Annotated in this window: 21 protein-coding genes; 4 read left to right on the top strand and 17 right to left on the bottom strand. The window is 41.4% G+C overall.

Annotated features, from left to right (window positions below; genetic code table 11):
* The first annotated feature begins 99 nt into the window (after nucleotides 1-99).
* Nucleotides 100-1,011 (top strand): TIGR03899 family protein, encoded by a 912-nt coding sequence (locus ACYX4M_RS10540; protein ID WP_476080068.1) that lies wholly within the window; start codon nucleotides 100-102, stop codon nucleotides 1,009-1,011.
* Here ACYX4M_RS10540 and ACYX4M_RS10535 read toward each other — a convergent pair.
* From ACYX4M_RS10535 to dusA, 10 genes are all read right to left on the bottom strand, one after another.
* A complete protein-coding gene (locus tag ACYX4M_RS10535; protein WP_476080067.1) occupies nucleotides 1,008-1,754 on the bottom strand; it encodes a phosphoadenylyl-sulfate reductase in 747 nt (248 codons plus the stop codon). The genes ACYX4M_RS10540 and ACYX4M_RS10535 overlap by 4 nt on opposite strands.
* On the bottom strand, nucleotides 1,744-3,465 hold the full coding sequence (gene cysI, locus ACYX4M_RS10530; protein WP_118492179.1) for an assimilatory sulfite reductase (NADPH) hemoprotein subunit: 1,722 nt from the start codon (nucleotides 3,463-3,465) through the stop codon (nucleotides 1,744-1,746). The genes ACYX4M_RS10535 and cysI overlap by 11 nt, the downstream gene beginning before the upstream one ends.
* A complete protein-coding gene (locus ACYX4M_RS10525; protein ID WP_476080066.1) occupies nucleotides 3,465-5,288 on the bottom strand; it encodes an assimilatory sulfite reductase (NADPH) flavoprotein subunit in 1,824 nt (607 codons plus the stop codon). The genes cysI and ACYX4M_RS10525 overlap by 1 nt, the downstream gene beginning before the upstream one ends.
* Before the next feature lie 199 nt (nucleotides 5,289-5,487).
* Nucleotides 5,488-6,243, bottom strand: a complete 756-nt coding sequence (locus ACYX4M_RS10520) for a TIGR04219 family outer membrane beta-barrel protein (RefSeq protein WP_476080065.1) — start codon at nucleotides 6,241-6,243, stop codon at nucleotides 5,488-5,490.
* A gap of 3 nt (nucleotides 6,244-6,246) precedes the next feature.
* Nucleotides 6,247-7,239 carry a DUF2333 family protein gene (locus ACYX4M_RS10515; protein ID WP_474874469.1) on the bottom strand — a complete coding sequence of 331 codons (993 nt, stop codon included), beginning with the start codon at nucleotides 7,237-7,239 and terminating at the stop codon, nucleotides 6,247-6,249.
* Between the two features lie 156 nt (nucleotides 7,240-7,395).
* Nucleotides 7,396-7,758 (bottom strand): hypothetical protein, encoded by a 363-nt coding sequence (locus tag ACYX4M_RS10510; RefSeq protein ID WP_474874468.1) that lies wholly within the window; start codon nucleotides 7,756-7,758, stop codon nucleotides 7,396-7,398.
* Nucleotides 7,758-7,958: a PspC domain-containing protein gene (locus ACYX4M_RS10505; protein WP_476080064.1), complete on the bottom strand. Its 201-nt coding sequence runs from the start codon at nucleotides 7,956-7,958 to the stop codon at nucleotides 7,758-7,760. Before ACYX4M_RS10505 ends, ACYX4M_RS10510 begins: the two co-directional genes overlap by 1 nt.
* A 62-nt stretch (nucleotides 7,959-8,020) precedes the next feature.
* Complete coding sequence (gene pspA / locus ACYX4M_RS10500) at nucleotides 8,021-8,689, bottom strand: phage shock protein PspA (RefSeq protein WP_476080063.1); 669 nt, start codon at nucleotides 8,687-8,689, stop codon at nucleotides 8,021-8,023.
* 344 nt (nucleotides 8,690-9,033) lie between these two features.
* Complete coding sequence (locus tag ACYX4M_RS10495) at nucleotides 9,034-9,318, bottom strand: hypothetical protein (RefSeq protein ID WP_476080062.1); 285 nt, start codon at nucleotides 9,316-9,318, stop codon at nucleotides 9,034-9,036.
* Nucleotides 9,319-9,510: 192 nt separating this feature from the next.
* Nucleotides 9,511-10,557, bottom strand: a complete 1,047-nt coding sequence (gene dusA, locus ACYX4M_RS10490) for a tRNA dihydrouridine(20/20a) synthase DusA (protein WP_476080061.1) — start codon at nucleotides 10,555-10,557, stop codon at nucleotides 9,511-9,513.
* 79 nt (nucleotides 10,558-10,636) lie between these two features.
* Between dusA and ACYX4M_RS10485 the strand changes: the two genes are divergently transcribed.
* Both ACYX4M_RS10485 and ACYX4M_RS10480 read left to right on the top strand, forming a co-directional pair.
* A complete protein-coding gene (locus ACYX4M_RS10485; protein WP_476080060.1) occupies nucleotides 10,637-11,779 on the top strand; it encodes a tyrosine-type recombinase/integrase in 1,143 nt (380 codons plus the stop codon).
* A gap of 140 nt (nucleotides 11,780-11,919) precedes the next feature.
* Nucleotides 11,920-13,074 carry a site-specific integrase gene (locus ACYX4M_RS10480; RefSeq protein ID WP_476080059.1) on the top strand — a complete coding sequence of 385 codons (1,155 nt, stop codon included), beginning with the start codon at nucleotides 11,920-11,922 and terminating at the stop codon, nucleotides 13,072-13,074.
* Nucleotides 13,075-13,281: 207 nt separating this feature from the next.
* Here the strand turns inward: ACYX4M_RS10480 and ACYX4M_RS10475 are convergent, their stop codons facing one another.
* From ACYX4M_RS10475 to ACYX4M_RS10445, 7 genes are all read right to left on the bottom strand, one after another.
* Nucleotides 13,282-14,298 (bottom strand): hypothetical protein, encoded by a 1,017-nt coding sequence (locus ACYX4M_RS10475; protein ID WP_476080058.1) that lies wholly within the window; start codon nucleotides 14,296-14,298, stop codon nucleotides 13,282-13,284.
* 364 nt (nucleotides 14,299-14,662) lie between these two features.
* Nucleotides 14,663-15,823, bottom strand: coding sequence for an IS30 family transposase (locus ACYX4M_RS10470; RefSeq protein WP_476080057.1), 1,161 nt, complete (start codon nucleotides 15,821-15,823; stop codon nucleotides 14,663-14,665).
* Between the two features lie 218 nt (nucleotides 15,824-16,041).
* On the bottom strand, nucleotides 16,042-17,148 hold the full coding sequence (locus tag ACYX4M_RS10465; protein WP_476080056.1) for a hypothetical protein: 1,107 nt from the start codon (nucleotides 17,146-17,148) through the stop codon (nucleotides 16,042-16,044).
* A gap of 415 nt (nucleotides 17,149-17,563) precedes the next feature.
* On the bottom strand, nucleotides 17,564-18,241 hold the full coding sequence (locus ACYX4M_RS10460) for a cold-shock protein (RefSeq protein ID WP_476080055.1): 678 nt from the start codon (nucleotides 18,239-18,241) through the stop codon (nucleotides 17,564-17,566).
* A 90-nt stretch (nucleotides 18,242-18,331) separates the two neighbouring features.
* Complete coding sequence (locus tag ACYX4M_RS10455) at nucleotides 18,332-19,159, bottom strand: hypothetical protein (RefSeq protein WP_476080054.1); 828 nt, start codon at nucleotides 19,157-19,159, stop codon at nucleotides 18,332-18,334.
* A 482-nt stretch (nucleotides 19,160-19,641) separates the two neighbouring features.
* Nucleotides 19,642-20,412 (bottom strand): HNH endonuclease, encoded by a 771-nt coding sequence (locus ACYX4M_RS10450; RefSeq protein WP_476080053.1) that lies wholly within the window; start codon nucleotides 20,410-20,412, stop codon nucleotides 19,642-19,644.
* A 729-nt stretch (nucleotides 20,413-21,141) separates the two neighbouring features.
* Nucleotides 21,142-21,513, bottom strand: a complete 372-nt coding sequence (locus ACYX4M_RS10445; RefSeq protein WP_476080052.1) for a hypothetical protein — start codon at nucleotides 21,511-21,513, stop codon at nucleotides 21,142-21,144.
* A 906-nt stretch (nucleotides 21,514-22,419) separates the two neighbouring features.
* Between ACYX4M_RS10445 and ACYX4M_RS10440 the strand changes: the two genes are divergently transcribed.
* Nucleotides 22,420-23,289 (top strand): hypothetical protein, encoded by an 870-nt coding sequence (locus ACYX4M_RS10440; protein WP_476080051.1) that lies wholly within the window; start codon nucleotides 22,420-22,422, stop codon nucleotides 23,287-23,289.
* The last annotated feature ends 180 nt before the right edge of the window (nucleotides 23,290-23,469 follow it).

Below are 23,469 nucleotides of genomic sequence, written 5' to 3'. Positions count from 1 at the left end.
TTACTGTACTAAGAATACAATCGCATTGATTAATGGGTTACGCAATGCAATAGTGCCCTCATGTTACATGCTCATTTACATTCATTTAATTAAACCAATATGAAGATTACTCCTCAGCACTTGCACACTGAGATAAAAAAAGCTCAGAACACCGAAGCGGCTAGCGCTCGCACTAAAGCGACCATTGACCAGTCTGCTGCTGAGAAGGTAGAAAGCTCGGTCAAAAACGATGCCAGCCGTCAGCGCATGCTGTCGTGGTTTGCTAGAGTAGGGATTAGCCCATCCATGCTGTCTCCTGATCCCAAAAAGCAAAAGCATGCGCTGGAACGAAGGAAACAAATTCTAGAAACTCAAAAAGCGAACAATCTTCAAACTGTACTAAATATAGCACTAAATGTTTCAATCAACGAACAAACTAGTGACAATCTTGATGCAGATTGGTTTTTTGCTTTCAGCACCATGGCCGAGGAGATTTACAGCCAACCAATGCAAGAATTGTGGGGCAAAATTTTTGCCGTTGAAGTCGCCCGTCCCGGGAGCTTTTCACTTCGTACTCTACAATTGCTAAAAACACTCACCCATAGAGATGCAAAAGTATTTAATAAGGCCGTGAATGTAGCAAGTCGAAGGAGCAATGATGCCGTTCCGCGCATATTAGTGGGCTATCATAAACGCAAAGGCCTATTCTCGTTTCTTAAAAAGCCAACTCCAGAGCAACTCAATCTAGCCTCTGTTGGTCTTAGTTATCCCGATTTGCTGTCGCTTCAGGAAATGAAGTTAATTTATGCAAGCGAAATCGAGAGTGGAGAATATATAGAGGGACAACAATTCACGTGGCGATGTGTTAACGAAAATATTACGCTGACGTGCAAAACGTCGGGAGTTGCGTTGGTATATTATAAATTCACTCCCGTTGGAAGTGAGCTTTACAAACTGGTTACAAAATCTGCTAACGAAACGTATCTACAAGAATTAAGAAAAGTATTAGGAGAGGTATTTAACATAAGTTAAATACCGTCACCAAACTCGTGTAATCCGCATTCACGTTTTAACCCGAAGAAACGAGTATCTTGTTCACTCATCCCCTCTTGCAGCGACTGCGTTGTATGCCAATCACCAATTGACACATAACCTTGCTCCCAAAGCGGGTGGTAAGATAAGTCATTGTCTTTAAGGTAATAGTGAAGGTCTTTGTTACTCCAATCGATAATCGGATACAGCTTGAACTGCTGCCCTACTTTTTGTAGAACAGGCAGCTTGCCACGGGCATCAGATTGACTTCTGCGCAAACCTGCGAACCAGGTACCCGCATTCAGTTCACCCAACGCACGCTGCATTGGTTCAACTTTGTTCATCTTGTTGTATTTTTCAATGCCTTCGATGCCTTGTTCCCACATCCTACCAAAGCGCGCTTCTTGCCACGCAGATGACATTTTTGCACTATAAACGTGTAGGTTTAAATTAAGCTTCTCGACCAATTCATCAATAAACTTATAGGTTTCTGGAAACAGATAGCCGGTATCGGTAAGCACAACGGGGATATCCGGTTGTGCTTGAGTAAGCATGTGCAGCATAACTGCCGACTGCGCTCCGAAACTCGAAGACACAATATGAGTATCGGGCAAGTTGTCCAGCGCCCAAGCTACTCGCTCTTGCGCTGTCATTTTTTCCAACATATCGTTGATATCAGCAAGGGCTTCTTTGCTGATATCAAGCGTAAGTGGTTGCTGCTTTTCTGCTGTATTATTCGTCATAGAAATCCCGTGCGGAGTCTACTACTGGTTTTACAACACCAGCGCGAACAACATAATCACCAAAGGCCTCGCCACTCTCACGCTCTTTAGCCCATTGACCAAGTAGCGTATCTAACTCCGCCATGATTTCTTGTTCGCTAATATTTTCACGATACATACGTGGTATGCGTGTACCTTCTCGATTGCCGCCTAAGTGCAAGTTGTACTTGCCTGGGCCCTTACCAACCAAGCCAACTTCTGACAACATTGCGCGACCACAGCCATTAGGGCAGCCTGTTACGCGGAAGATAACACTGTCTTCTTCTAACCCGTGTTTGGCAAGCAAGCCTTCTAGCTCGGTAACAGCATCTGGCAGGTAACGCTCAGCTTCTGCCATAGCCAGTGGACAAGTTGGCAATGCAACACAAGCCATAGAATCTAGACGCTGATTAGAAACACTTGGCGCAATAAGACCATGCTCACGAGCTAAGGCTTCTACTTTGTCTTTGTCTTGGGGTGGAACACCAGCAATGATTAGGTTCTGGTTTGCGGTTAAGCGGAAATCCCCTTTATGGATTTTGGCAATTTCTGCACAACCTGTTTTTAGCGTTTTACCTGGGTAATCCAAAATACGACCATTTTCGATGAACACAGTCAGGTGGTATTTGCCGTCAATACCTTCAACCCAACCAAAGCGGTCACCTCGGTCTGTAAATTCGTAAGGGCGGCTATCTTGGAAAGTCACGCCCGCGCGCTTTTCAACTTCAGCTTTGAAGTTGTCTACACCAACACGCTCTAGGGTGTATTTGGTTTTTGCATTTTTACGATTAACACGGTTACCCCAATCACGCTGTGTGGTTACCACCGCAGCGGCAACGTCTAGCGTGTTTTCCAGCGGTATAAATCCGAAGTCAGAGGCTTTGCGCGGGTACGTGCTCTTATCGCCGTGAGTCATTGCAAGACCACCACCAACAAGCACGTTAAAGCCAACTAGCTGACCATTTTCTGCAATCGCAACAAAGTTAAGGTCGTTTGCGTGAACATCAACGTCGTTTTGCGGAGGAATAACCACGGTAGTTTTAAACTTACGCGGCAGATAGTTATCACCCAAAATAGGCTCAACAGGCTTTTCAGTTGTCTCGACTTTTTCACCATCCAACCAAATTTCAGCATAGGCGCGAGTTTTAGGAAGTAAGTGTTCACTTATCTTTTTAGCCCATTCAAACGCCTGAAGGTGAAGCTCAGATTCAACCGGATTTGACGTACACAGTACGTTTCGGTTTACATCACCTGCCGTTGCAATAGAGTCAATGCCAGCCTTGTTCAGCATTTGGTGCATAGACTTAATCTTAGGCTTTAACACACCGTGAAACTGAAATGTTTGACGCGTGGTCAAACGAATACTGCCATACATAGTGTGGTCAGCGGCAAACTTATCGATAGCTAACCATTGATCAGGCGTGATTACGCCACCCGGTAAACGCGCGCGCAGCATCACATTGTGAAGCGGCTCAAGTTTTTGCTTTGCACGCTCAGCGCGGATATCACGGTCATCTTGCTGGTACATACCGTGGAAGCGGATAAGCTGGAAGTTATCAGCCGTGAAGCCACCTGTAAGATCATCTTTGAGATCCGTAGTGATGGTGCCGCGCAAATTATTACTTTCACGCTTTAAGCGCTCGTTGTCAGCCAGTTTGCCCTCAACGATAAATGGTGATTTTTCGTTACTCATTAATAGACATCCTTCTGATAACGTTTCGCTTTTCGTAACTCTACAATATAGGCTTTAGCATCGGCTTCAGATTTTCCGCCGTGCTCTTGCACGATACTAATAAGGGCATTTTCTACATCTTTCGCCATGTGCATTGCATCACCACACACGTAAAAGTGTGCGCCCTGCTCTAGCCATTCGTACACTTCTTTACCGTTTTCTAATAAGCGGTGCTGAACATATACTTTTTCTTCTTGGTCACGAGAGAATGCAAGCGTAATTTTATCTAGCAGACCTTCTTTAACGTAACCTTGCCACTCTACCTGGTATAGGAAATCTTGCGTAAAATTAGGGTTGCCGAAGAACAACCAATTTTTGCCCTCAGCGCCTTGCACATCACGCTCTTGCATGAACGATCTAAACGGCGCAATACCCGTACCTGGGCCAACCATGATGACGGGTGTATTCGGGTCTTCTGGCAAACGGAAGTTATCGTTGTTTTCAACGAAAACTTCTACCTCACCATTTTCTTCTAAATATTCGCACAAGAAGCCAGACGCACCACCTTGATGACGGTGGCCAAACGCTTCATAGTCAACGTGAGCTACCGTTAAGTGCACTTCATCTTCCACGTCAGCTTGGCTCGATGCTATTGAGTACAAGCGTGGTGTTAATGGGCGCAATGCATCAACAAGCTGCTGTTCAGACAGCTTTCCTGGGTGGTCGCGCACAATATCAATGATTTGACGCTCAGCCATGTAAGTACGCAGCTGCGCTTTATCTTCCATCAAGGTCGCTAACGATTCAGAGCCGGTCGCTTCTTGATAAGACTTAATGAAATTAGGGTAGCTTAAGGTTAATTCAAGCTTGGACGTTAATGCATCAGTTAACGACATTGTCGCATCACCTACAGATACTTCAGCATTGCCATCTAACGACAAAATACTAATAAGCTCTGATACTAACGAAGCAGCGTTCTTGAACCAAACGCCTAGCGCGTCACCTGGTTTGTAGGTAATTCCACTATCTTCAAGACTTATTTCAATGTGACGGATATCTTTAACTGAATCGCGACCCGTAATCTTCTGGGCATCAATTAACGTTGCTTTAAATGGCGCTTTTTTAGTGTAAGTCTGTGCTGCTACACCCTGCACTGCTGCGCCAGTTTGCGCCGCTACCGCAGCCTGTGGTGCTGCGCTAAAGTCATCTTTTAAAGATTCAATCAGCTTATTGAGCCAAGCCTCGGCTTCAGCTTCATAATCAACATCACAATCAAGGCGCTCAACAATAGGCTTACCACCTAACTTACCTAAGCGCTCATCAAAGTCTTTACCTGTTTGGCAGAAAAACTCATAACTGCTATCACCTAGACCCAACACGGCGTATTTAGTGCTTGTCAGCTTAGGTGCTTTTTTACCTGCTAAGAATTCGTGCAGTTCGATGGCATCATCGGGTGCATCGCCTTCACCGTGGGTACTTACAAATACCGCCACGTGAGTTTCTGCTTTTAAGTTGCGAGGCTTGTAGTCAGCCATGCTAACAAGCTTACTGTTAAAGCCTGCTTCCTCTGCTTTGGCTTGACACTGCGCAGCAACACCCTTCGCATTACCCGTTTGTGAGCCATACAAAATAGTTAGCGTTGGTGCATCACCGGCTACCGCAGGGGCACTTTGTAACGCTGGGGCAACCGAACCACCTTGAGCAGCCGCCATGCCTGCAGCATAGCCACTTACCCAAGTAAGTTGATCACGATTTAAGCCTGCAATGGCTTGCGTAATCGCATTCCACTGCTGTTCGTTTAATACCGCGCCTGGCGCTGAGTTCGAATTAGAATCTTGTGACATAGTCTTTTAGCCTTTTATCAATGGCGCTAAGGCTAACGGCTTTCTACAAGAAGAGAAAAGAATAAATGAAACTTTTTTATTACTGAAAGTGCTAATGACTGTGTGAATAGGTAATAACGTACGTGAACATTCCCCCCGGGAAATAAAAAAGGCGTGAACTGCATAAGCAGCCACGCCTTTAAAAACATATAGTTAGTACTTAAAAATGAAGTTCTAAGCCTGCAAATACGCCGTCAAATTCCATGTCAGCGTAAACATCATCAAGGTCTTCAATATCAACCGTTACGTTTCTGTAACCAACTTGAAGAGTCATATCGACTGCTAAACTTTCTATGAATGAGTATTGGATTGCAGCTTGATAATCACTTAGTTCATGATCATCAAATGATAAATAACTACCTTCAAAATATGCAGATAGCCCTGTGAACGGCAGCCCTAGCTGCACTTTTGAATACGCCATAGGCACTATGCCCGAAAATTCAGCCGAGCCGCTAGTGTTACTGTCTGTCTCAACAACACTTAAAGCACCATCAATATATTTTGCATTTACGCCAAGATCAAAGCTGACCAAGTCGTTATCAAACAACTCGTAATACAATATGAAATCTGTTGCATCAAGCTCTATATCAGTGTTTACAACAGCATCACTTCGGAACAACTCATCATCAAAAGTGAATTCAGATTGAAGCGCTGTAGTCCCAGAATTATCTAACGTAGTGTGATTTATCTTCACATTCGGTAAGAAAGGCACCGGGTGTTCAAAGGCAATATATAACGCCGTATTGGTTTCATCATCAAAGTTGAAATCAGCAGTGTTGTTACTATCTGCAAAACCGCCCTGAGTGTCGGTTTGCCAAACTTGAGCTCCAACGTAAACGCCTGCGATAGTGTCTGCTTGAGATGAAACTGAAAATAATGCGCATCCCAATGCGGCAGCTATAAGACCTTTTTTCATTAATTATCCTTGATTAAGAAGTTCTGATATTTCAATTAAAGCAGCGTTTGCGCGAGAAATATAGTTAGCCATAACTAAAGAGTGATTAGCTAACATACCAAAGCCACTGCCGTTTAAAATCATCGGACTGTAAACAGACTGTTGTGTTGCTTCCAGTTCGCGAATGATTTGCTGAAGACTCACTAGGGCATTCTTATCTTCAAGCACATCGTTAAATTCAATTTCTACGGCTTTAAGAAAGTGTAGTAAAGCCCATGTTGCACCGCGCGCTTCATAAAAATTATCATCTAACTTCCACCAGCTTGTCTGTACAACTCGTTGGTTGCTGCTAGGCGTAGATTGCTTTGCGTTAGCGTCACCAGCTAAATCTGTATTAACTCTCGCAGATCCTACGCTGGCGCTTAATCTTTGTGAATAGCTACCCAACCGTTTTTCAACCTGCTTCAACCATTCTCGCAGGTTATCTGCTCGGGTATAGAACTGACTGTCTGAATTACGTGTGTTTGCCAACTCGTCTCGATATTTTTTAAGAAGCTCGATACCTTCAGCATAGCTTGATTCAGACGAAGGTAATGCCCAGCTTTTATGATCCATATTGAATTTAGGGTGGGCTTTTGTCAGGTATGGGTTTTCAATGGATTGAGATTGAGAGCGGCTGAAATCTTTGCGCATAGAAAGCGCGAGATCTCGCACCATCTCTAGTGCACCAAACTCCCACGCAGGCATGTTATCTAAAAAGACACCAGGAGGAATGACATCATTTGAAAGGTAACCACCAGGCTTATCTAGCAAAGTTTCTGACACATCAATCATAGTAGTGGTCAATGTGTAACCCGCTATGTTGGTAGGGTTTTCAACGGGTGAGTTCTGTTCCAAACGTTTTCTAACATCATACGTGTCTGGAGATAAACTCCAATACCACCCGATTAACCAGAACAGTAAAAAAATCACCACAGCGACAATCGCTATCTGTTTTGAGTTAATAGATTGTCTCATATAAACACCAACCTTCCTTTTAAATAACAAATAGCCGACGGTGGTCAGCTATTTGAAACAACTAATATTACGTGAAAAATGCGAAACCTTTATGACGGTTACCGGTATAACACCACCTTTTACTACGTTAACACAATTTAAATTTATTTATGTTAATTATAAAGTGTGGCGCATGTTTACGTCATTTTGTCGCCTATAAGCAGCAGATTTACGATTTTTCAGAGCATATAGCGCGATACCGATTAGTATAATTGGCCAGAAAGCACTGACACCCAACACCAGCAAAGCCAAAAAGCCTGCACCTAAAGCTAAAAGAATCGTACCCATAACGCTTATAGCAACAACAAAGCCCACTATGGCAAGGGCAACACCAATTAACGAAAGCACTGCCACGTTTTCCCAAGGACTTAGCAACTCGTCAGACATAACAAGGTGCATGCCGAGCCAGCTATCTACAAGGCTTCCCAAACAATTCACCAAAATAATGGCGATGACTAACGCAATTAAAAAGTTTTTCATTACACTAATCTCGGTAGTAGGATAACGGCAGCCACGTAAGCTACTAGCGTGATGGGGGTGGCGATAAATAAACCCACTATCGCTGCCGCTCTTACCCATACTGCATCGATATCAAAATAACGTGCAACACCTGCACACACACCTGAAATAATGCCAGAATCAAGGTCTCTATAAATTCGCTTCTGTGATGGTACTTTCATCATCTTCTCCAAAAATGTTTCTTTCGATATCTACAATATAGGCTGGCGGTAGCCAAGGTCGCTTAAGCGACCTTTTTCTTCTTAAGTTCTGCCAGTTCCTTTTCAATCGCTTCGTCTGCTTCCATTGCGTCGAACTCAGCTTGTAATGACGTTGCTTCATTAGACTTCGTTAAGTCATATGCATCCACTTGCGCTTCAAGATGGTCAATACGCTGTTCGTAGCTTTCAAAACGCATCATTGCATCGTCAATTTTTCCTTCGTGGTCAGCCTGCTTCACCTTCAAGCGTGTTTGCGCTGAATTTTTGCGCTGAACTAAGGTTTTTTGCTTAGCTTTGGCTTCTGCTAATTTACTGTTCAACCTTGCAGTATCGCCTTGAATTTTTTCGATACTTTCTGCAAGTTGCGCTTCTTGCTCTTTAAGAGAGTCAAGTTTCGAGACATACTTCTGCTTCTCTATAAGCGCCGCTTTCGCCAAGGACTCTTTGTCGTTGTTCATTGCAATCTGCGCTTTATGCTGCCAACTATCAACTTGTTTGTTTGCTGCTTCCATATGACGCGCTAGTGTTTTTTGCTGAGCAATAAAGCGCGCCGCGTCGGTGCGAACCTCAACCAGGGTTTCTTCCATTTCTTGAATAATCAAACGAATGATTTTTTCAGGATCTTCAGCTTTATCCAACATCGCGTTGATGTTTGCTTGAACAATATCGTTAATGCGTGAAAACATACCCATGATTCTTTCTCCGTTAAAAATAGTGTTGTGGCTTCCAGCATTTAATCTCTTGTACACATTGCTAGCTGCCGCTGACTGAGTTCTCCTCAACACTATTAGTATTACAATGACTATGCCATTTATTTATACTATTGATATATATAGAATTTTTTAAGCATGTAGCTTAAAGCTGCTTTTTAAGCATAAGTTAAGTTGCGATAAATTAGTGTATTTAACCAACCCTATTGTTAAATTGACCACTTCCGATTTCATGGCATTTATGTCTTTCCCTAATAAACTTATTTCACTGTTGAATAGACACAAAAAAAGCGCCCGTAGGCGCTTTTATCAATGCTGATTGAACATTAATCAGCGTCTTTATCTGTATCTTGGTTGTCCGCTTCCGTGGCGGCTAAGTCGGTAACACTAACTTTACCGCTTCCACGTACCTCTTGCGGGCTCAATTCAAAGTGGTAGGTGGCGTTAGCCACTGCTTGGTATACATCAGACTTTATCTCTTGTGTAGTTGTAGTTACTGCATTTGAAACTACATGCGTCAAAAATGTTTGAAGCACTGACTCTTCTGCATTTGCTACACCGCTTGTCATGCTTGCTGTCAGTAAAGTTGCTGCGATTAGTGAAGTTTTCATGTTATCCCTCTAGATTTAGTCAGTGCAACAACACGTTGTCGTCGCGATACTTAGAGGATTGCGAGAGGTATGCCAACTCCTTGAGTACAACTTAAGCGTCTGATTTTTAAGAACTTAAAGAAAGGCCCGCAAAAATGCGAGCCTTGGTGAAAATTGCACAAATATTAAACTTTGGTCAAAAGTACTAAGTTTTTAGTCTTTTTGACTATTGTATTCAGCAACTTCTTTTTGTGCGCTCTCTACGGCATCTAAAGCATTGAGAAGTAGATTAGGATCTGGATTTTTACCTGTACCATTTTGGCTTAAGTATCTTCGCCAAATTCGCCCCCCCGCTTGCCCTTGATAAAGGCCTAGAATGTGGCGAGCTGCATGCCATGGCTTAAAATACGGATCCTCTTGGCGCTCAATGTACTCCTGCATTTGAAGTACTATTTCACGACGTGACAGACTCTGTGCATTAGCATCGCCAAATATGTCTTTATCAACGGTAGACATGATATAGGGGTTTGCATAAACCTCACGCCCTACCATAACACCGTCAACGCTCTCTAGCTGTTGCTGGGTTTCAGCGAGCGTTTTTATACCACCGTTAATGCTAATTGATAATTCAGGGCGCGCCTGTTTTAGTCTGTGGACCCTAGGGTAATTCAAAGGCGGAATTTCACGGTTTTCTTTTGGGCTTAGACCTTGTAACCAGGCTTTTCTTGCATGAACGATAAAGGTGTCACACCCAGCGTCTGCCACTATATCGATGAAACGAGCAAAGTCTTCATCTTCGTCCATGTCGTCAATACCGATACGGCATTTTACCGTTACGGGGATATCTACAGCAGCCTGCATAGCCTTGACACAGCTAGCTACCACTTCAGGTTGCGCCATCAAACAGGCTCCGAAGCTGCCGTTTTTTACTCTATCACTTGGACAGCCTACGTTTATATTGACTTCATCGTAGCCGCGCGCTTGTGATAACTCAGCACACTTAGCCATGTCTGCGGGATCACTGCCGCCTAGTTGAACTGCCACTGGATGTTCTTCTTGGTTGTAACCAAGATAATCACCTTTCCCGTAAATGATCGCGCCTGTAGTGACCATTTCAGTATAAAGCAGCGTGTGCTTAGACATTAATCGTAAAAAGTAGCGACAGTGGCGGTCTGTCCAATCCAGCATTGGGGCGACAGAGAAGCGCCTGTCGATAGCAGGTCTAACACAATTCTCATTTAAAACTTTAATATCAGGCACTTACAGCAGTCCTCAAATAATCACCAATGCCAAAAGCATTGGACTTTTCACGGTTTTTAGTCCCCATTAAGGGAACGCGGTGCCCAAATGGTGGAATAATTTTCCGCTTTGGCGCACCCTCTACAATGGGTCAAATAAGATGGCTAATATTAGCATAACTAAGGGAACGAGAAAAAATGGAGTTTCCTTTACAGCAAGGGTTAGACAGAAGCAAAGTGGCATTATTACGTTTTCTAAAAGTAAAACATTCAATACTAAATCAGCGGCTAACAAATGGGCGAAAGAAACCGCTCATAAGGTGGAAAATAATACAAAAGACGAGCCGTATTCCTACATCGATATATCTTTAGGAGAGTTAATTCAAAATTATATTAAAGCCAAAGATGGCTCAGATAAGCCTTTAGGACGAACGGCGCGATATAGTCTAAACCAACTATGCCGCTATCCTATCGCAAAGGTAATTGCTAGTAGATTGAATTCAAATGACATCGTTGATTTTTGTCTTGAGCGCAGAAAAAAGACTGCTTCACAAACAATATCTATAGATGTGAGCTGTTTAAGAAAGGTACTGCGAGTTGCAAAGTCAATGTTTCACGTAGCCGCTGATGACAGTGCCGTGATAAACGCATACCCCGCTCTTCACGATTTAAAACTAATTGATAAGTCAAATAAACGTGACCGACGAGTCAGCGCTGATGAATATTCAGCGCTTCTCAGAGAGTTTCAAAAAATGTCTTATCACCACTGTAACGAGATCCCATACACAGATATGTTCATGATGTCTTTACTAACGTGTTGTCGTATTGGTGAACTTTGTGAGCTTAAATGGAAAGACTTGAATGTAGAGCAACGCCATATTTTAGTAAGAAACCGGAAAAGTCCTAGCGGTTCACAAAACAACAATTCGATATTACCGCTTTTAGGGAAAAGCCTTTCTATCATCCTTAGACAACCTAAGTTCGAAGAGCGTATATTTCCATATAACCCTAGAAGCGTGACGGCTGGTTTTCGACGCGCTCGTAAACGACTTGGAATAGTAGACTTACGATATCATGACCTTAGGCGAGAGGGAGCTAGTCGTTTAATTGAAGCTGGAATGTCAGTAGAAGAAACATCACGGATAACGGGTCATAAAGATCTGAACATTCTCTGGAATGTGTATGTTTCGATTACACCAGAGCACATTCAAAGGCGCTTTGAAAAATTAAGAGTGCTCACTTAATAAACAGCTTGTTCAAAAAACAAACCTCCGGTAATTATTTTACAACTATTTATTCTCACTAGTGTGTTACCGCGAGATTTTTTATTTTTGGTGTATAAAATACGTGATCTCTTTTTTTTTAATCAATGAGATCACGTTATATGCACAAGAAATTCCGCGTTAAAACTAATGGCCATATTCAGGCAATAATCGAAAATCGCGCTAAAGATGCGACGGTAAAGTCCAAGTCAAAAACTTTCGCAAGCAGGGCGGAAGCAGAGGCTTGGGCAGAAAATATGTTGGTGTTAATGGAGAGACAATACCAGCAAGCTAAAGGCCAAGTGAATGAGCTTTCAGAAACTCAGCTAAAGCGAGTCGTTTTTAGAAACCACCAGCCTAAGTTAGACGCAAAATCGTCAGTTAAAGACGTTATCAATGCCTATTTGAGCTATACAAACTCAATGCCGTTGCCCGCTTCAAGTACAACACAAGATGCACTGCGTACGATTTGTAGATATCAACTCGCCAATTATCCGCTCTGCTTCGTCGGCTACGAGGCTCTAGAACAATACTGTAAAGAGCGAAATGTCACATGCAGTTCGTCAACTACTCGTATCGAAATTAGTTCGTTGAAACGGGCGTTAAGAGAGTTACGAGAAATGAATAAGTTTTCAAAAGCTACTGATAGCGAACAACTAGAAGCACAGTTTGAGAGCAGTTATGCAACGCTAAAGAAAAATGGGTTAATTTCCGACTCGAAGTCTCGCAACAGAAGAATTAAAGACCGGAACGAGTTTAGAAGACTTCTTAGTTCTGCGAAGGAATTTTCCAGCCGAAACAAAAGTGGCGTTAGATATGATTACCTTATTCTTCTATATATCGAAACGACGCTACGCGCATCTGAACTTCTATCATTACTCTGGGAGGATATCGATTTTAACAGGCACTGCTTTACCATTGCAGTCGGAAAAAATGTTCGTCCAGGCAGCAGTGGAACGAAGGAAGCGCCAAGAGTAGTGCCTCTTACAAAACGTGCCTATAGAATCTTAAAGACACTGAAAGGTGAAGGTGACAAGGCTGGTTTAGTTTTCAACATAACTACGAAGTATTTGACGACACTGTTCCCCAGAATCAAAGCACATGCAGGTATAACTGGGCTTCAACTCAGAGACCTGCGGCGTGAGGGCGTATCACGAATGGTTGAGAAGGGGTATAGCGTGTTAGAAATCGCTGTTTTCACAGGCCATAAAGATATCGATATGATCGTAAAAATTTACAACGCTGCCCGAGCGGTGAATATTTCTAGATGGAAGTAACTTGGTCGAAGGCCTATTGAACAAACCATTGTTTCACCGTTGGTCTATTGATGGCTTTGAGTAACAACAAGCCTTAAATGCAACTGAAACAATTGGTAGTTCGCAACGTTATGAATTTCTTAAACACTGCATTTTTACGATGTATTAGATACTTGTAGCGTTTAAAACAGAAGGGCATCCATATGGGGATGCCCTTAATACAAAATGCTAGCCCTCGATTCGCTTATCAATGAACAGTGTTCTGTAGTTTGAAGAAAAGCCGTATGTTTCGCCTTTGAACGTTACAAATTTGGTTTTATACTCGTTTCTGCCTTGTACCCAAGGGATCTGCCTTGATACGCCTCGATAAAACTGTCTGGACATGATCGTGTTCCACTCACCCTTGCCTTGATAAAAGACTACCCCATTATCAAGCTCTACCGTCACAAATTCACCGTTTTCAAAAGTCAATCGGCCTGCTGCGATGGTAACTCTGTGAGCATTTGGTTCTGACATGAAACTAGGCTTAAAGCCTAATGCTAAGCTCTCGATGGTATCTTCGCTGTCGATCTTCTTGAAGCCCTCTGAAATGACTACAGCTTGAATATACATCGGTGTTTTGCCTTCTACAAACTTGCTCTCATCTTTTAGCTTGCCTTCGAAAATAAGAAACGGATTTTTGAAGTTTTCATGTGTTAGATTGCCAAGATGTTCAAAGGTATAGCCCATTTCATCAAAGGTCTGTTCGATTGCGTCGGCTGTAATTTCAACGGCTACTTCGCGAGCTTGATTTTCATTCTCAATCTTCTGGCCGTTTACCTCTTTGGGCAACCAAATTTGACCGATATTGTCATAAGCCCCATCAAAGATAAAATTGACTACACGAAATGCAGCATCGAACCCTGCTGCCGCATATTGACCTTGTGCGCTAAATGGGTTGTCTGTTATGAGTGATGCGCCCACTAACCCAAATGCTGGTGCTTCAAATTCCCACTCGCTGGCTTGTTGTAAAAGCTCCTGACGGTATTCTTTTCTGTCATCGTAGTCCATAAGATGACGTGCAATATAGCGAACAGACTGTAGTTCCTGTTTGCCCTCTGGTGTCTTTTCAATAATCTCAGCAGGTGTTGCATTAGCTAGCGCATTATTCTGCGTAATTACCAATGGGTCTGTTTCTGTGCTTGTGCAACCCGACAGTGCAATTGCTGCTGCCAGTCCTACTGTGAGGTGTAGTTTGATTTTCATGTGTCTAATCCCTTATTCGTTAGTTGTTTTTTTAAGGGGGGGTATATTCGCATTATCTGATATATTGTCAAAAAAAATTATTTGCTATCATGGAAAGACTAAAAAAGGTACAGAACTAGCTATTAAGAATGAAACACAGGTAAATTAAGCTCGCCAATGCTTTATTAAGCAGGTGTTTGAGGTCTTTCCGTGCATCGAAGCAAAGTTTCTAGTGAGAAAAAGATAAGAATTTTGAAGTGAATGGTTGAGATAATTATTTGGGAGAAGCTAACTTATTTACTTCAATTGGATTGGTTACAATCTAACCTTACACTTTTAGTGATTGAGTGAAGCAAAACCTGACAGGCCGCTATGAGCCTTGAGTTCAATCAATGGGCGCAACACATCGGTTAAATTTCTGTGCTGGTGTTTCATAGTCTAACGTTTTTCTTGGTCTTTCGTTAAGTTGTCTCGCTACACTGCTAAGTTTTTGTTGGCTGTGTACTGATAAGTCGGTACTTTTTGGAAAATACTGCCGTAGTAATCGATTGGTGTTTTCATTGGAACCACGTTGCCACGGTGAGTAAGGATCACAAAGATAGACTTTTATGTCAGTGGCTAGAGTGAATTGTTTATGATCTTTAATTTCTCTCCCTCTGTCCCAAGTTAGAGATTTATATAGTTCCTTAGGTAGCTTTTGAGCGTGCTTAAAAAGAGCAGCAATCACGGTCGACGTTTTACTATCATCCACTTTTGCCAGCATTACGAATCGAGAGTGCCTCTCTACTAGTGTCGCTATGTAACTGTTGTTAGAGCCACATATAAGGTCGCCTTCCCAGTGACCAGGTATCGCTCTATCTTCAACTGATGCAGGTCGCTCACTTATAGAAACGGCGTCAGGAATTTTTCCTAGACCTAACCTTTTCAGTGAAGATTGACGCGACTTGCGAACCACTCTTTTTGAACGCAAACACTTTTGCAGTTCTTTCTTTAGAGCGCCTCGCGTCTGAATGAAGAGTGTTTTATAGATGGTTTCGTGAGACACGTACATTTCCTGATTATCGGGGTATTGTCGCTTTAACCAACCTGCAATTTGTTGTGGTGACCATGCCCTTTTAAGCTTAACAGCTATTAGTTTACATAACTCTGGGGATCCAACTAACTTACATGGCTTAGGTCTCAATGCCTCATCCCATGCTCGTTGTTCAGCTTTTACGGCACGGTAGTGCTTCAATCCACCATTTCTTTTTACTTCACGGCTAATTGTAGATGGCGCTCTGGACAAACGTCTGGCAATTTCTCGAATGGATTGTTTATCGACTAAGCATCGTGATATTTCTTCTCTTTCATCAAGCGAGAGAGACTGTGGATGTCTTTTTCGTTCTGGTGGCCGATACCCACCAGTTTGATAAATAGTTGGCATAATAGAGGAGTGAAAGCGATCAAACATTCTAGCGATATCATGCAGCGAATCCCCTCGCTTATATCTGTCCCAAATAAGTGCTTTCTGTTCTGGCGAGTAATAGATACGTTTTCTTTGTTTCATGGCAACATTCCTCCTTTAATAAGGATAGCGTTGCACTCACCAATTGAACTCAAGGCGTTTAGCGGACATTGGATATTTTTGACTCGCGAGACCGCTTCAGACAATTTGCAGACGTTCAGGGTTTGAGTGTTATACTGCAAATTTTTGCCAGAAAAGTTAGTTGGTAACGTTTAAGTCTGTTCATTTAAGTCAAAGGAAGTCCTTAGCTGTACTAGCTTTTACTTTTTGGTTTTATTGTTAAACTTTCTGTTTACTTCAATGTGTTTTGAAATAGAAATAATGTTACTTTTTATAACTGATAATAGTAAAGATTTATCATCCGTATTATAAAGCCACCCACCATATTGAGTCGCATCATTTAGCTTATACTTTCCAAATCTCCGTAAGCTATTAGGTATTTTTTTTGACCTGTAGTTAGAAATGCTTCTTTCCATTGCTTTATTTATACTAAGCATTTGTTGATCCCAGACTTTTAAATCCGAGTGACTAGGTGAATAGATTTCTCTTGGAAACCTTCTGAGAGCCTTCAAAAAGATATCGTGTTCAAATGGAACATAATTCAATGCTTCCATTTTATAAAAAAGTCTCATTTGGTTTTTACCGTCGATACCATGCTCCTTGCTAAATGAAGCTAGGGAAGTAACTATTTTCTCTACTTTTTCATCATTCGATAGACTCTGAAATGACTCACTTATTATTTCGGTCTTGCTGGCTATCGCTTCAATAAGTTGAGTGGACTTTTGAATTTCTTCAATTGAGCTTGAGGTATAATTTTCTATGATAGAAAATTGCTCTATGAGTTTCCGTTGCTGGCTTTCAGCTTGACTATCGAGCAGAACAGTCAAGTCCTCTACAGTCTTGGCTAACTTACCTATGTTCTTTATAACTTCAGACTGTGTTTTGTTCACTATTGCGGCACCTTCGCTATTTAAGTAAATAGAGACAACAACACCCGCAAATATTGATAAGACTGCAGCGGATATCGAGATTAGAACTGATTTCTTAGTAGAAGCTTTCAGTTCATGTTGTAGTTCTCCCTTTGGCTTTTCAAATAACTCTTTTACCAATGGCCTATAATCTTCTTCTTGAAACTTTTTTAGCTGCTCTAGTCTATGCTCAATTTCCGAGAACTTTTCTGTGGCCTCAACCTCTCTAACACTTGCCTCTTTCGTTTTTCTTTCAGCTTCTATTAGTTTTTTCTGGAGGGTATCTAACTGGGATTCATAACTGGAAGACATTTCAGCTAATTCTTTACCAAGATCATCAAATATGGTTTCACTTTCTCTGAACTTCTCTAGGAATCGATCAATACGTTCTTTTTCCATAACTTTGAATATCTCCTGATAAATCTTACAGTTTATTCGGTAGCAGCCTCAGTAGTACCCTTCTACGTTTTTCTTTTTAAAAATATCAGAAAAATCTGATATTTTAAATTTTTATGTAATATGATTTTCTATTAAGCTAACCTAATTTGGGGAAGCAAAGCCTTACCTCCTAGGAAATTTAAGATAGTCGGTATTCGTACATCGTTAGAAAGAGACTACTTCCTAAACAGTAATAACGGACGATGATTTGGTAATAGTTGAAAATAGAAAACTCAGTCGAAAAGGTCAGAAATGGGTACTCTTATGCCGTTTAATTGCAAATGTTTGAACAGCAGCTTCTGGCACATAGCTTCCAGTCATATGAAGTTCAGATCTTTTCATCGATACTGTTAGACCAGATATGAGCTATTACATGTTATGTATGGCTGTAGAGGTAGTAGATAATGAATAAGAACAGAAGTAACCCACCCATACTTTTCCCAAATTCAAAGGTTAACTGGCTCTGACGTGAACCAAGCTCCTTTGCTATTACTTGCTCACCGCTCCTTGATATAGCGTCTAAAGCGCTATCTAGCTTATTTTGTGCAGCATCTTTTTCGGCTTCGCAGCTGAATGTCACCTCTTCAGTTACGACGGCCAAAGTAGCTGAAAATGCATGTTTTGAAAAGCGGTAGTTACCTTGAGAAAAAGTGCGCTTTTCGTGTTGAACGTTGACTATAGCGTTAGCGCCGACCTCGTACGCCATGCACTCCAAATCATCTCGCTTATCGTTAGGGTTTCTCGAAAACGCCGTAATCACATCAATAGTATGTTCGACCGATAATTTATTAGGTAATGACCTGTAGGTCTTAAAAGGTGTTAATTGTTTTCCTCGAATTACGGGCTGAATGCAAAGCGATTTCGCAGTCAATCCTTTAGGCGATGGAGTCGGGTCAAACGTTACCGTCGCGCCCTTTGCGATATAACGTTCATGACATTTGTCTTCAAGGAAACTTAGGTGGAAAAAATAATCTTCACCATCGATGCCTTTAATAAAGCCAAATTTTTTTGGGGCCACATAGCTTATGATATGACCTTTTTGCATATTGCTCATGTAAATCATCTTATATTAGAGTCAGGTAACATCACGCGCTTACTGTTACACGTATTCAATTGCAATATTAATATTGCATCTGGTGTTCATCTAAGCTGCTTGAACCTGATTACCCTGAGGAACATCAAGCGTCAACTTGTTTATAATACCAAATATTACTTTTGCGACGTTTTTGTAGTCATCACCTGAGGTTTCATAAAGATCGATGTAATGGTTTTCTGTTACGCCGAAATCCCTTGTTACAACCTTGAGAACGCGCGAATCAACTGGCAATTCGCACTTTACCACTGTCGAGTATTTAAATGATTGAGGAGTATCAGAGTTTTTTTCCTTGTATTCAAATCGATTGCCATAAAATGTCCAAGTTTCGTCAGCCTCAAGTACACCGCTTTCATACTGAGCAAAAATATTCTTTTTTTCCTCGATAGTTATTCTCGATACACTAACAGACATGAATACTCCTATTGCAAAACCAACAAGGCCGAAGTAAATAAAGGGGCCATCTGAAAAGAAGAGCCATATAAGAAATGCAAAAAATAACGCCCCTAGAGTTGTCTGAAACCCTTCTGTTATTAAATCACCAATAGAAAGCCCATCACTTGGGATTTCGTTATAACGTTTCAGTTCTAACTTCACTTCACCGAAGTTGACATCCACTTCAATACTATTTAGTTCTTCCATTATGTTTTCAAAAAGACTTTGATAATCTAATTCTTTAATCGTGCCACCATCTACATGTGCTAAAGTATTACGTGCGTGACCGATTGTTCTGATATTACGCAACAATGATGGAGGTAGATGATCTTTGACTGAATCAGCTTTGGTAATTAACCCCGTGCCTTCCGCTGCAAATTTGTCGTTCAGTAGTGTTTCAATTTTTTTAGTAAATGATATTAATACTTCTAGTGAGTAAGTCACGCGAGCGTCCTTATTTCTAATTATTATTGGCAGTCTATTATCGAACATTTTTGTAAACGTATTCAACAGGTAAGTCTATTTGTATGAGGCTGCTAGTTAATTCATTATTACCATATGCGAGTATTAAAGTGTTGCAAGAGCAAACAAAATATCAACAACATCTTGCCTATCTTTTTAGCTCTTTTTTCAATCAAATCGATCACCCAACTGAATAGCTATTCTACGTTTTTAGGTTTACGCGACATTTTTCTAATTCGTCGCTCTTAATTGCTCCAGTTGCCTGTAACAGGCTCAAACCTCTCGGTTTACAATTTGATATATTCTCTATTTGCTCCCCCCTGTAATTCCTGTAAAAATATCTTGTAAAGATCATATTGCTAGGTAGATTTGGCGTGAGGAGAAAGTGGCAGATAGGATATGAGCTAGTACATTTCAATCTATGAAGCGTAACCTCTGAAACACTTTCTTACCTCAGAAAATTACTATTTCCTAAACACATTTTCCCGATGAAATCGCAGATAAGGCCTATGTTTTTCTTCAACTTTAACTGACTGCTCTTCAAATATCCCAAAGGCTTGCGCTGATTCAAATTTTATTGAAATCAATATAGACCCATCGTCATTGAAGCTTATTAGACCTTGATCAAAAGCCCTATCGATATTGGGTGATAACAGGAGTCCGTTATATACGTCCAGCCTCTCTTTGTTGTCACAAACCGACCAAGGCTTTATATGAGATGCAATTAATAGCTCAAGTTTGTCTGCGCCACTTACTGCACATGCTTTCCAATACGATATTAAAGACTTTCGGAATTCTCCTTGCCCACATCTCGCATCTATTAATTGCTTTCGAAGCGTTCGGTTAACTTGCGTTCGTTCAATATCTTCAATATCAGCTAAAGTGCCTAAGGCACTGCTGGCTCTGAAGGTAAAGGGTATTAATTCCTCAAATTTAAAGCTTTCCTCCACCTGTTCATCGCTCAAGGATGTGATAGTGACGGACGCCCTATCCTTTTCAGGATCAAGTTTGTCGTAAGAAAGAAGACAGTCGGGGTTTCCTGGGCGGTGTTCAAAATGTGCAGGGTCTTTACCCTCTTTCATCAACACTATGTTGCTATGGCATATATGGCAGCGGCGAATAACGTCTTTGCTGCGCTCATAATGCCTTAAGTTTGATACTGGTATGTATCTCCAATCGCCGCAAATGAACGCTTCACATATTTCTTTGCCAAGCTCTAAGATATTTTCTTCCATACTTTCGTCTTCCTTGATGTTTAATTCATTATGACTAACTCTTTGATTTCTAACTCTCCGGCATAAAGTTAGAATAACGCGCTAGTAGCTTGCATATCGTAGGCGCTATTTTCGAAGGATGCCAATTACTGATGTATTTTTTCTCAAAAATTAGAGTTTTATTCTTTTGTATATTTTTGAACGGTTGTGTTTCATTCCCTAGCAATTTCCCACCTATGGACTCAAAAGAGTACCTAGTTATCCCCAAAGTATTAAAGGTCAATAATCCTTTCAATACCCATTACGTAGGCGAAGGTAGATATAAACTAATGGGAACCATAGATGATGAGCGGTTCTACAAACCTCAAGATCCTACTCTTTTCAGTCATGATCCGATGCGATACTTAAGAGTAAATATTCACAAGAAGAATGAGGTCTGTGTGCTTTATGTGGACTTAGTCAATTGTATAGAGACTCAATACGAAATCATTAACAGCGAAATAGAGCAATAATGGTTACATTGGGTCAATCATTTTGAAGCTATATCTGGTAACCCTCAAGCTAAGCTACCTAGCGCTAAAATAAAAAAATGCCCGCACTTTGCGGGCAAAATTTTGAGGACATAAGGAGCGCTGACTACCTGTCAGTCTTAATATATTTCTCTATCAACCGTTCGATAGCGGGTAGTAGCCAGATAGCCAAAGCCACGATAAATAACAACACTAATAAACCAGTCTGAAATGCACTCATCTACCAATCGCTATCAATTCCAGACAAGTCGCTACAGCCAAACTCATCAATACCACTATCCAATGATGAACCGTCGCATATCCAATCAGTATCAAAGTGGATATCCATGCCGCAACTCAAACTACTATCGATAGAACAGTCATCAGATGAAGAACTCAAATCACAGAAGTCTGACAAATCGGTTCCCCTTGGATTTCCTTCGACGTCAATAATACCCGGGCAACTCTTGATGCCGCTTGAGATCAAAGGCAATCCGGTGGCTTCATTTACCCCGCATATTTCCATCTCGTTTTCATCGGTAAAATCAGAGGCAATAGCCTCCTCACCGTCGTCAGCACAGTGTCCAAACAATTTTAGGCTCAGTAACGACATCACTTTTTCCTCGCTTTCAAATATTAATCGTCCTATTGAAAGTTAATGAAAAATATAATATTTTCAATTTCATTGACTGCAACGTTCAGCAACAATGATATTGCAGCTTAACTTCTTAAATCCTCTTTCCTTCTCTTTTATTTTTTCACCTTATTTGGCTCTCACAGCGCAAAAAGCGTTGTCGCGACAACTAGAAATTCAAACGACTTGGAGCAAAAGCGACGTCTTACTTTTACGGAATACACACTTCGTTTGAGCGAACGTATTGTCTAACAAACGTTGTACACAAAAAAACGTAAATTATGCTTTTAGCTCAAACTGGCGTTCTGAAAGCGAAGCGTAAGCATCACTGCGAATTGCAAATTCGTCTGTAAAAAGCTCGTTATGAAACAACGTAACAGTTCGCGTAGAAAGACAATTGCGAAGCACATTTGATTACGAAGCAGGCGCATGTTCGCAGCTGCGAACTAACCCCTGTTTTGTTTTTTCCTCAGAAAAAATTTGATAAATGGTGCGACAGCGCTATGAATCAAACTCTTGCACAGAGCGAAGCGAATGCAGTGAACCCGTATGTATGAAATACATTGACGTGAACGTGCAAAATGGGGTTAGTGCGCAGCACAAGAACATGCGCCATTAGCGTTAGTGCTAGCCGCAATTGCGGCGTAGAGTCACTGCGTTGACGAACGTCAATATCAGCAGTGACGTGCACTATAAGCGTGTTAGCTCACAACGAGTGTTGTGAGCGTAGTCCTTAACACCAGTTTTTTGTTGGGAGATCAATAGGGGCGAGCAAGCAGTCATGATATCCCGACATAAAAACCAACAGATACATCTTCTACTTCAATATTTCTCGCCCTTTGAGCCTTTTTTCTAATGACTATTTTTAGATTTAAGGGAGAAATCATGTCTGAAAGTCGTATTACTAAAAGTATTCTTGAACGCTACGAAATCTGCTTCAATATTGATATGCAATATCAACCTGCGCTCAGTAATATTCAACGGAGTCGCAATAAAATACGTTTTGCACTAATAAATGCCGCTCGATTCGGATTTGTATCAGCGCTAGTGTGTGAGCAAACTTGGGGAGTAACAAGGGCCAAAGTCCTGGAATTTTTAGGTAAGCTTGTTTCTCAAGGATACTTAGCGTTAGTCCAAACAGAACGCGCTGCGGATAGGCGAATTTATGTTTTAACTTATAAAGGTGCTCAGTTTGCATCTGAAATGATGCGTCTTGATGTGCCATTTCGTTCGGCTAAAGAGCCGATAACACAAGTAAATCAAAATGCGATAATGCATGACTCTATTTTAAGTTTTGTTCTTAACGAAGGAATTAATAACAAAACCTCAGAAGGTTTAGCCAAGCCACTTTGGACTTCGTTTTTAACAGAAATGGAATTCAAAAGACTGTATCCATCTGCAACGGTAAAAAATGTTGATGGCTTGGTATTACTGCCGACGGGAGAAGTCTCCGCTGTGGAGCTTGAGGCTTCCTTTAAAAGGAAGGCACAGCACGAGGCCACTCTGCTAAAATTGAAAGATGCGCTAATCAGTGATAGCCCGCTTTACGATAAGGTGTTCATCATCACTTGCTCGGAACGCATCAATGCTGACACTCAGCGCTTCTATGAGCAACTATTGAAAGAGCTTCCTAATCGCATCGATAGAAAAACGAAACAGCCGTTGTTAGCTCAGCGTGACGCCGCTTTGCTTCGTGAGAGAATAATCTTTAGAACAAAGTTTATAGCCGCAATCGAGCGGATTTTTTATCGGTAGATGACGGGTCAAGAAATAGAAAAAGAGCACCTTTCGGTGCTCTCAATAATTACTTAAGAAATTTCTTACGAAGCCTTACTTCTTGTAGATAGATTGCAAGAGCTATCAGATATATTAGTAATATACAGATAGCCCCCTTAAGTCCAATGAATGGGTATGAGCTATGCGCCTCAAACCCAG

This window comes from Alteromonas sp. ABV4_150, assembly GCF_056311745.1.
This window is presented reverse-complemented; position numbering and strand designations above follow the sequence as displayed.

What these genes read in the sequence shown, in the direction of transcription:
- ACYX4M_RS10540 (WP_476080068.1), top strand. Translation starts at nt 100, where the DNA reads ATGAAGATTACTCCTCAGCACTTGCACACTGAGATAAAAAAAGCTCAG.
- ACYX4M_RS10535 (WP_476080067.1), bottom strand. Translation starts at nt 1,754, where the DNA reads ATGACGAATAATACAGCAGAAAAGCAGCAACCACTTACGCTTGATATC.
- cysI (WP_118492179.1), bottom strand. Translation starts at nt 3,465, where the DNA reads ATGAGTAACGAAAAATCACCATTTATCGTTGAGGGCAAACTGGCTGAC.
- ACYX4M_RS10525 (WP_476080066.1), bottom strand. Translation starts at nt 5,288, where the DNA reads ATGTCACAAGATTCTAATTCGAACTCAGCGCCAGGCGCGGTATTAAAC.
- ACYX4M_RS10520 (WP_476080065.1), bottom strand. Translation starts at nt 6,243, where the DNA reads ATGAAAAAAGGTCTTATAGCTGCCGCATTGGGATGCGCATTATTTTCA.
- ACYX4M_RS10515 (WP_474874469.1), bottom strand. Translation starts at nt 7,239, where the DNA reads ATGAGACAATCTATTAACTCAAAACAGATAGCGATTGTCGCTGTGGTG.
- ACYX4M_RS10510 (WP_474874468.1), bottom strand. Translation starts at nt 7,758, where the DNA reads ATGAAAAACTTTTTAATTGCGTTAGTCATCGCCATTATTTTGGTGAAT.
- ACYX4M_RS10505 (WP_476080064.1), bottom strand. Translation starts at nt 7,958, where the DNA reads ATGAAAGTACCATCACAGAAGCGAATTTATAGAGACCTTGATTCTGGC.
- pspA (WP_476080063.1), bottom strand. Translation starts at nt 8,689, where the DNA reads ATGGGTATGTTTTCACGCATTAACGATATTGTTCAAGCAAACATCAAC.
- ACYX4M_RS10495 (WP_476080062.1), bottom strand. Translation starts at nt 9,318, where the DNA reads ATGAAAACTTCACTAATCGCAGCAACTTTACTGACAGCAAGCATGACA.
- ACYX4M_RS10480 (WP_476080059.1), top strand. Translation starts at nt 11,920, where the DNA reads ATGCACAAGAAATTCCGCGTTAAAACTAATGGCCATATTCAGGCAATA.
- ACYX4M_RS10475 (WP_476080058.1), bottom strand. Translation starts at nt 14,298, where the DNA reads ATGAAAATCAAACTACACCTCACAGTAGGACTGGCAGCAGCAATTGCA.
- ACYX4M_RS10470 (WP_476080057.1), bottom strand. Translation starts at nt 15,823, where the DNA reads ATGAAACAAAGAAAACGTATCTATTACTCGCCAGAACAGAAAGCACTT.
- ACYX4M_RS10465 (WP_476080056.1), bottom strand. Translation starts at nt 17,148, where the DNA reads ATGGAAAAAGAACGTATTGATCGATTCCTAGAGAAGTTCAGAGAAAGT.
- ACYX4M_RS10460 (WP_476080055.1), bottom strand. Translation starts at nt 18,241, where the DNA reads ATGAGCAATATGCAAAAAGGTCATATCATAAGCTATGTGGCCCCAAAA.
- ACYX4M_RS10450 (WP_476080053.1), bottom strand. Translation starts at nt 20,412, where the DNA reads ATGGAAGAAAATATCTTAGAGCTTGGCAAAGAAATATGTGAAGCGTTC.
- ACYX4M_RS10445 (WP_476080052.1), bottom strand. Translation starts at nt 21,513, where the DNA reads ATGTCGTTACTGAGCCTAAAATTGTTTGGACACTGTGCTGACGACGGT.
- ACYX4M_RS10440 (WP_476080051.1), top strand. Translation starts at nt 22,420, where the DNA reads ATGTCTGAAAGTCGTATTACTAAAAGTATTCTTGAACGCTACGAAATC.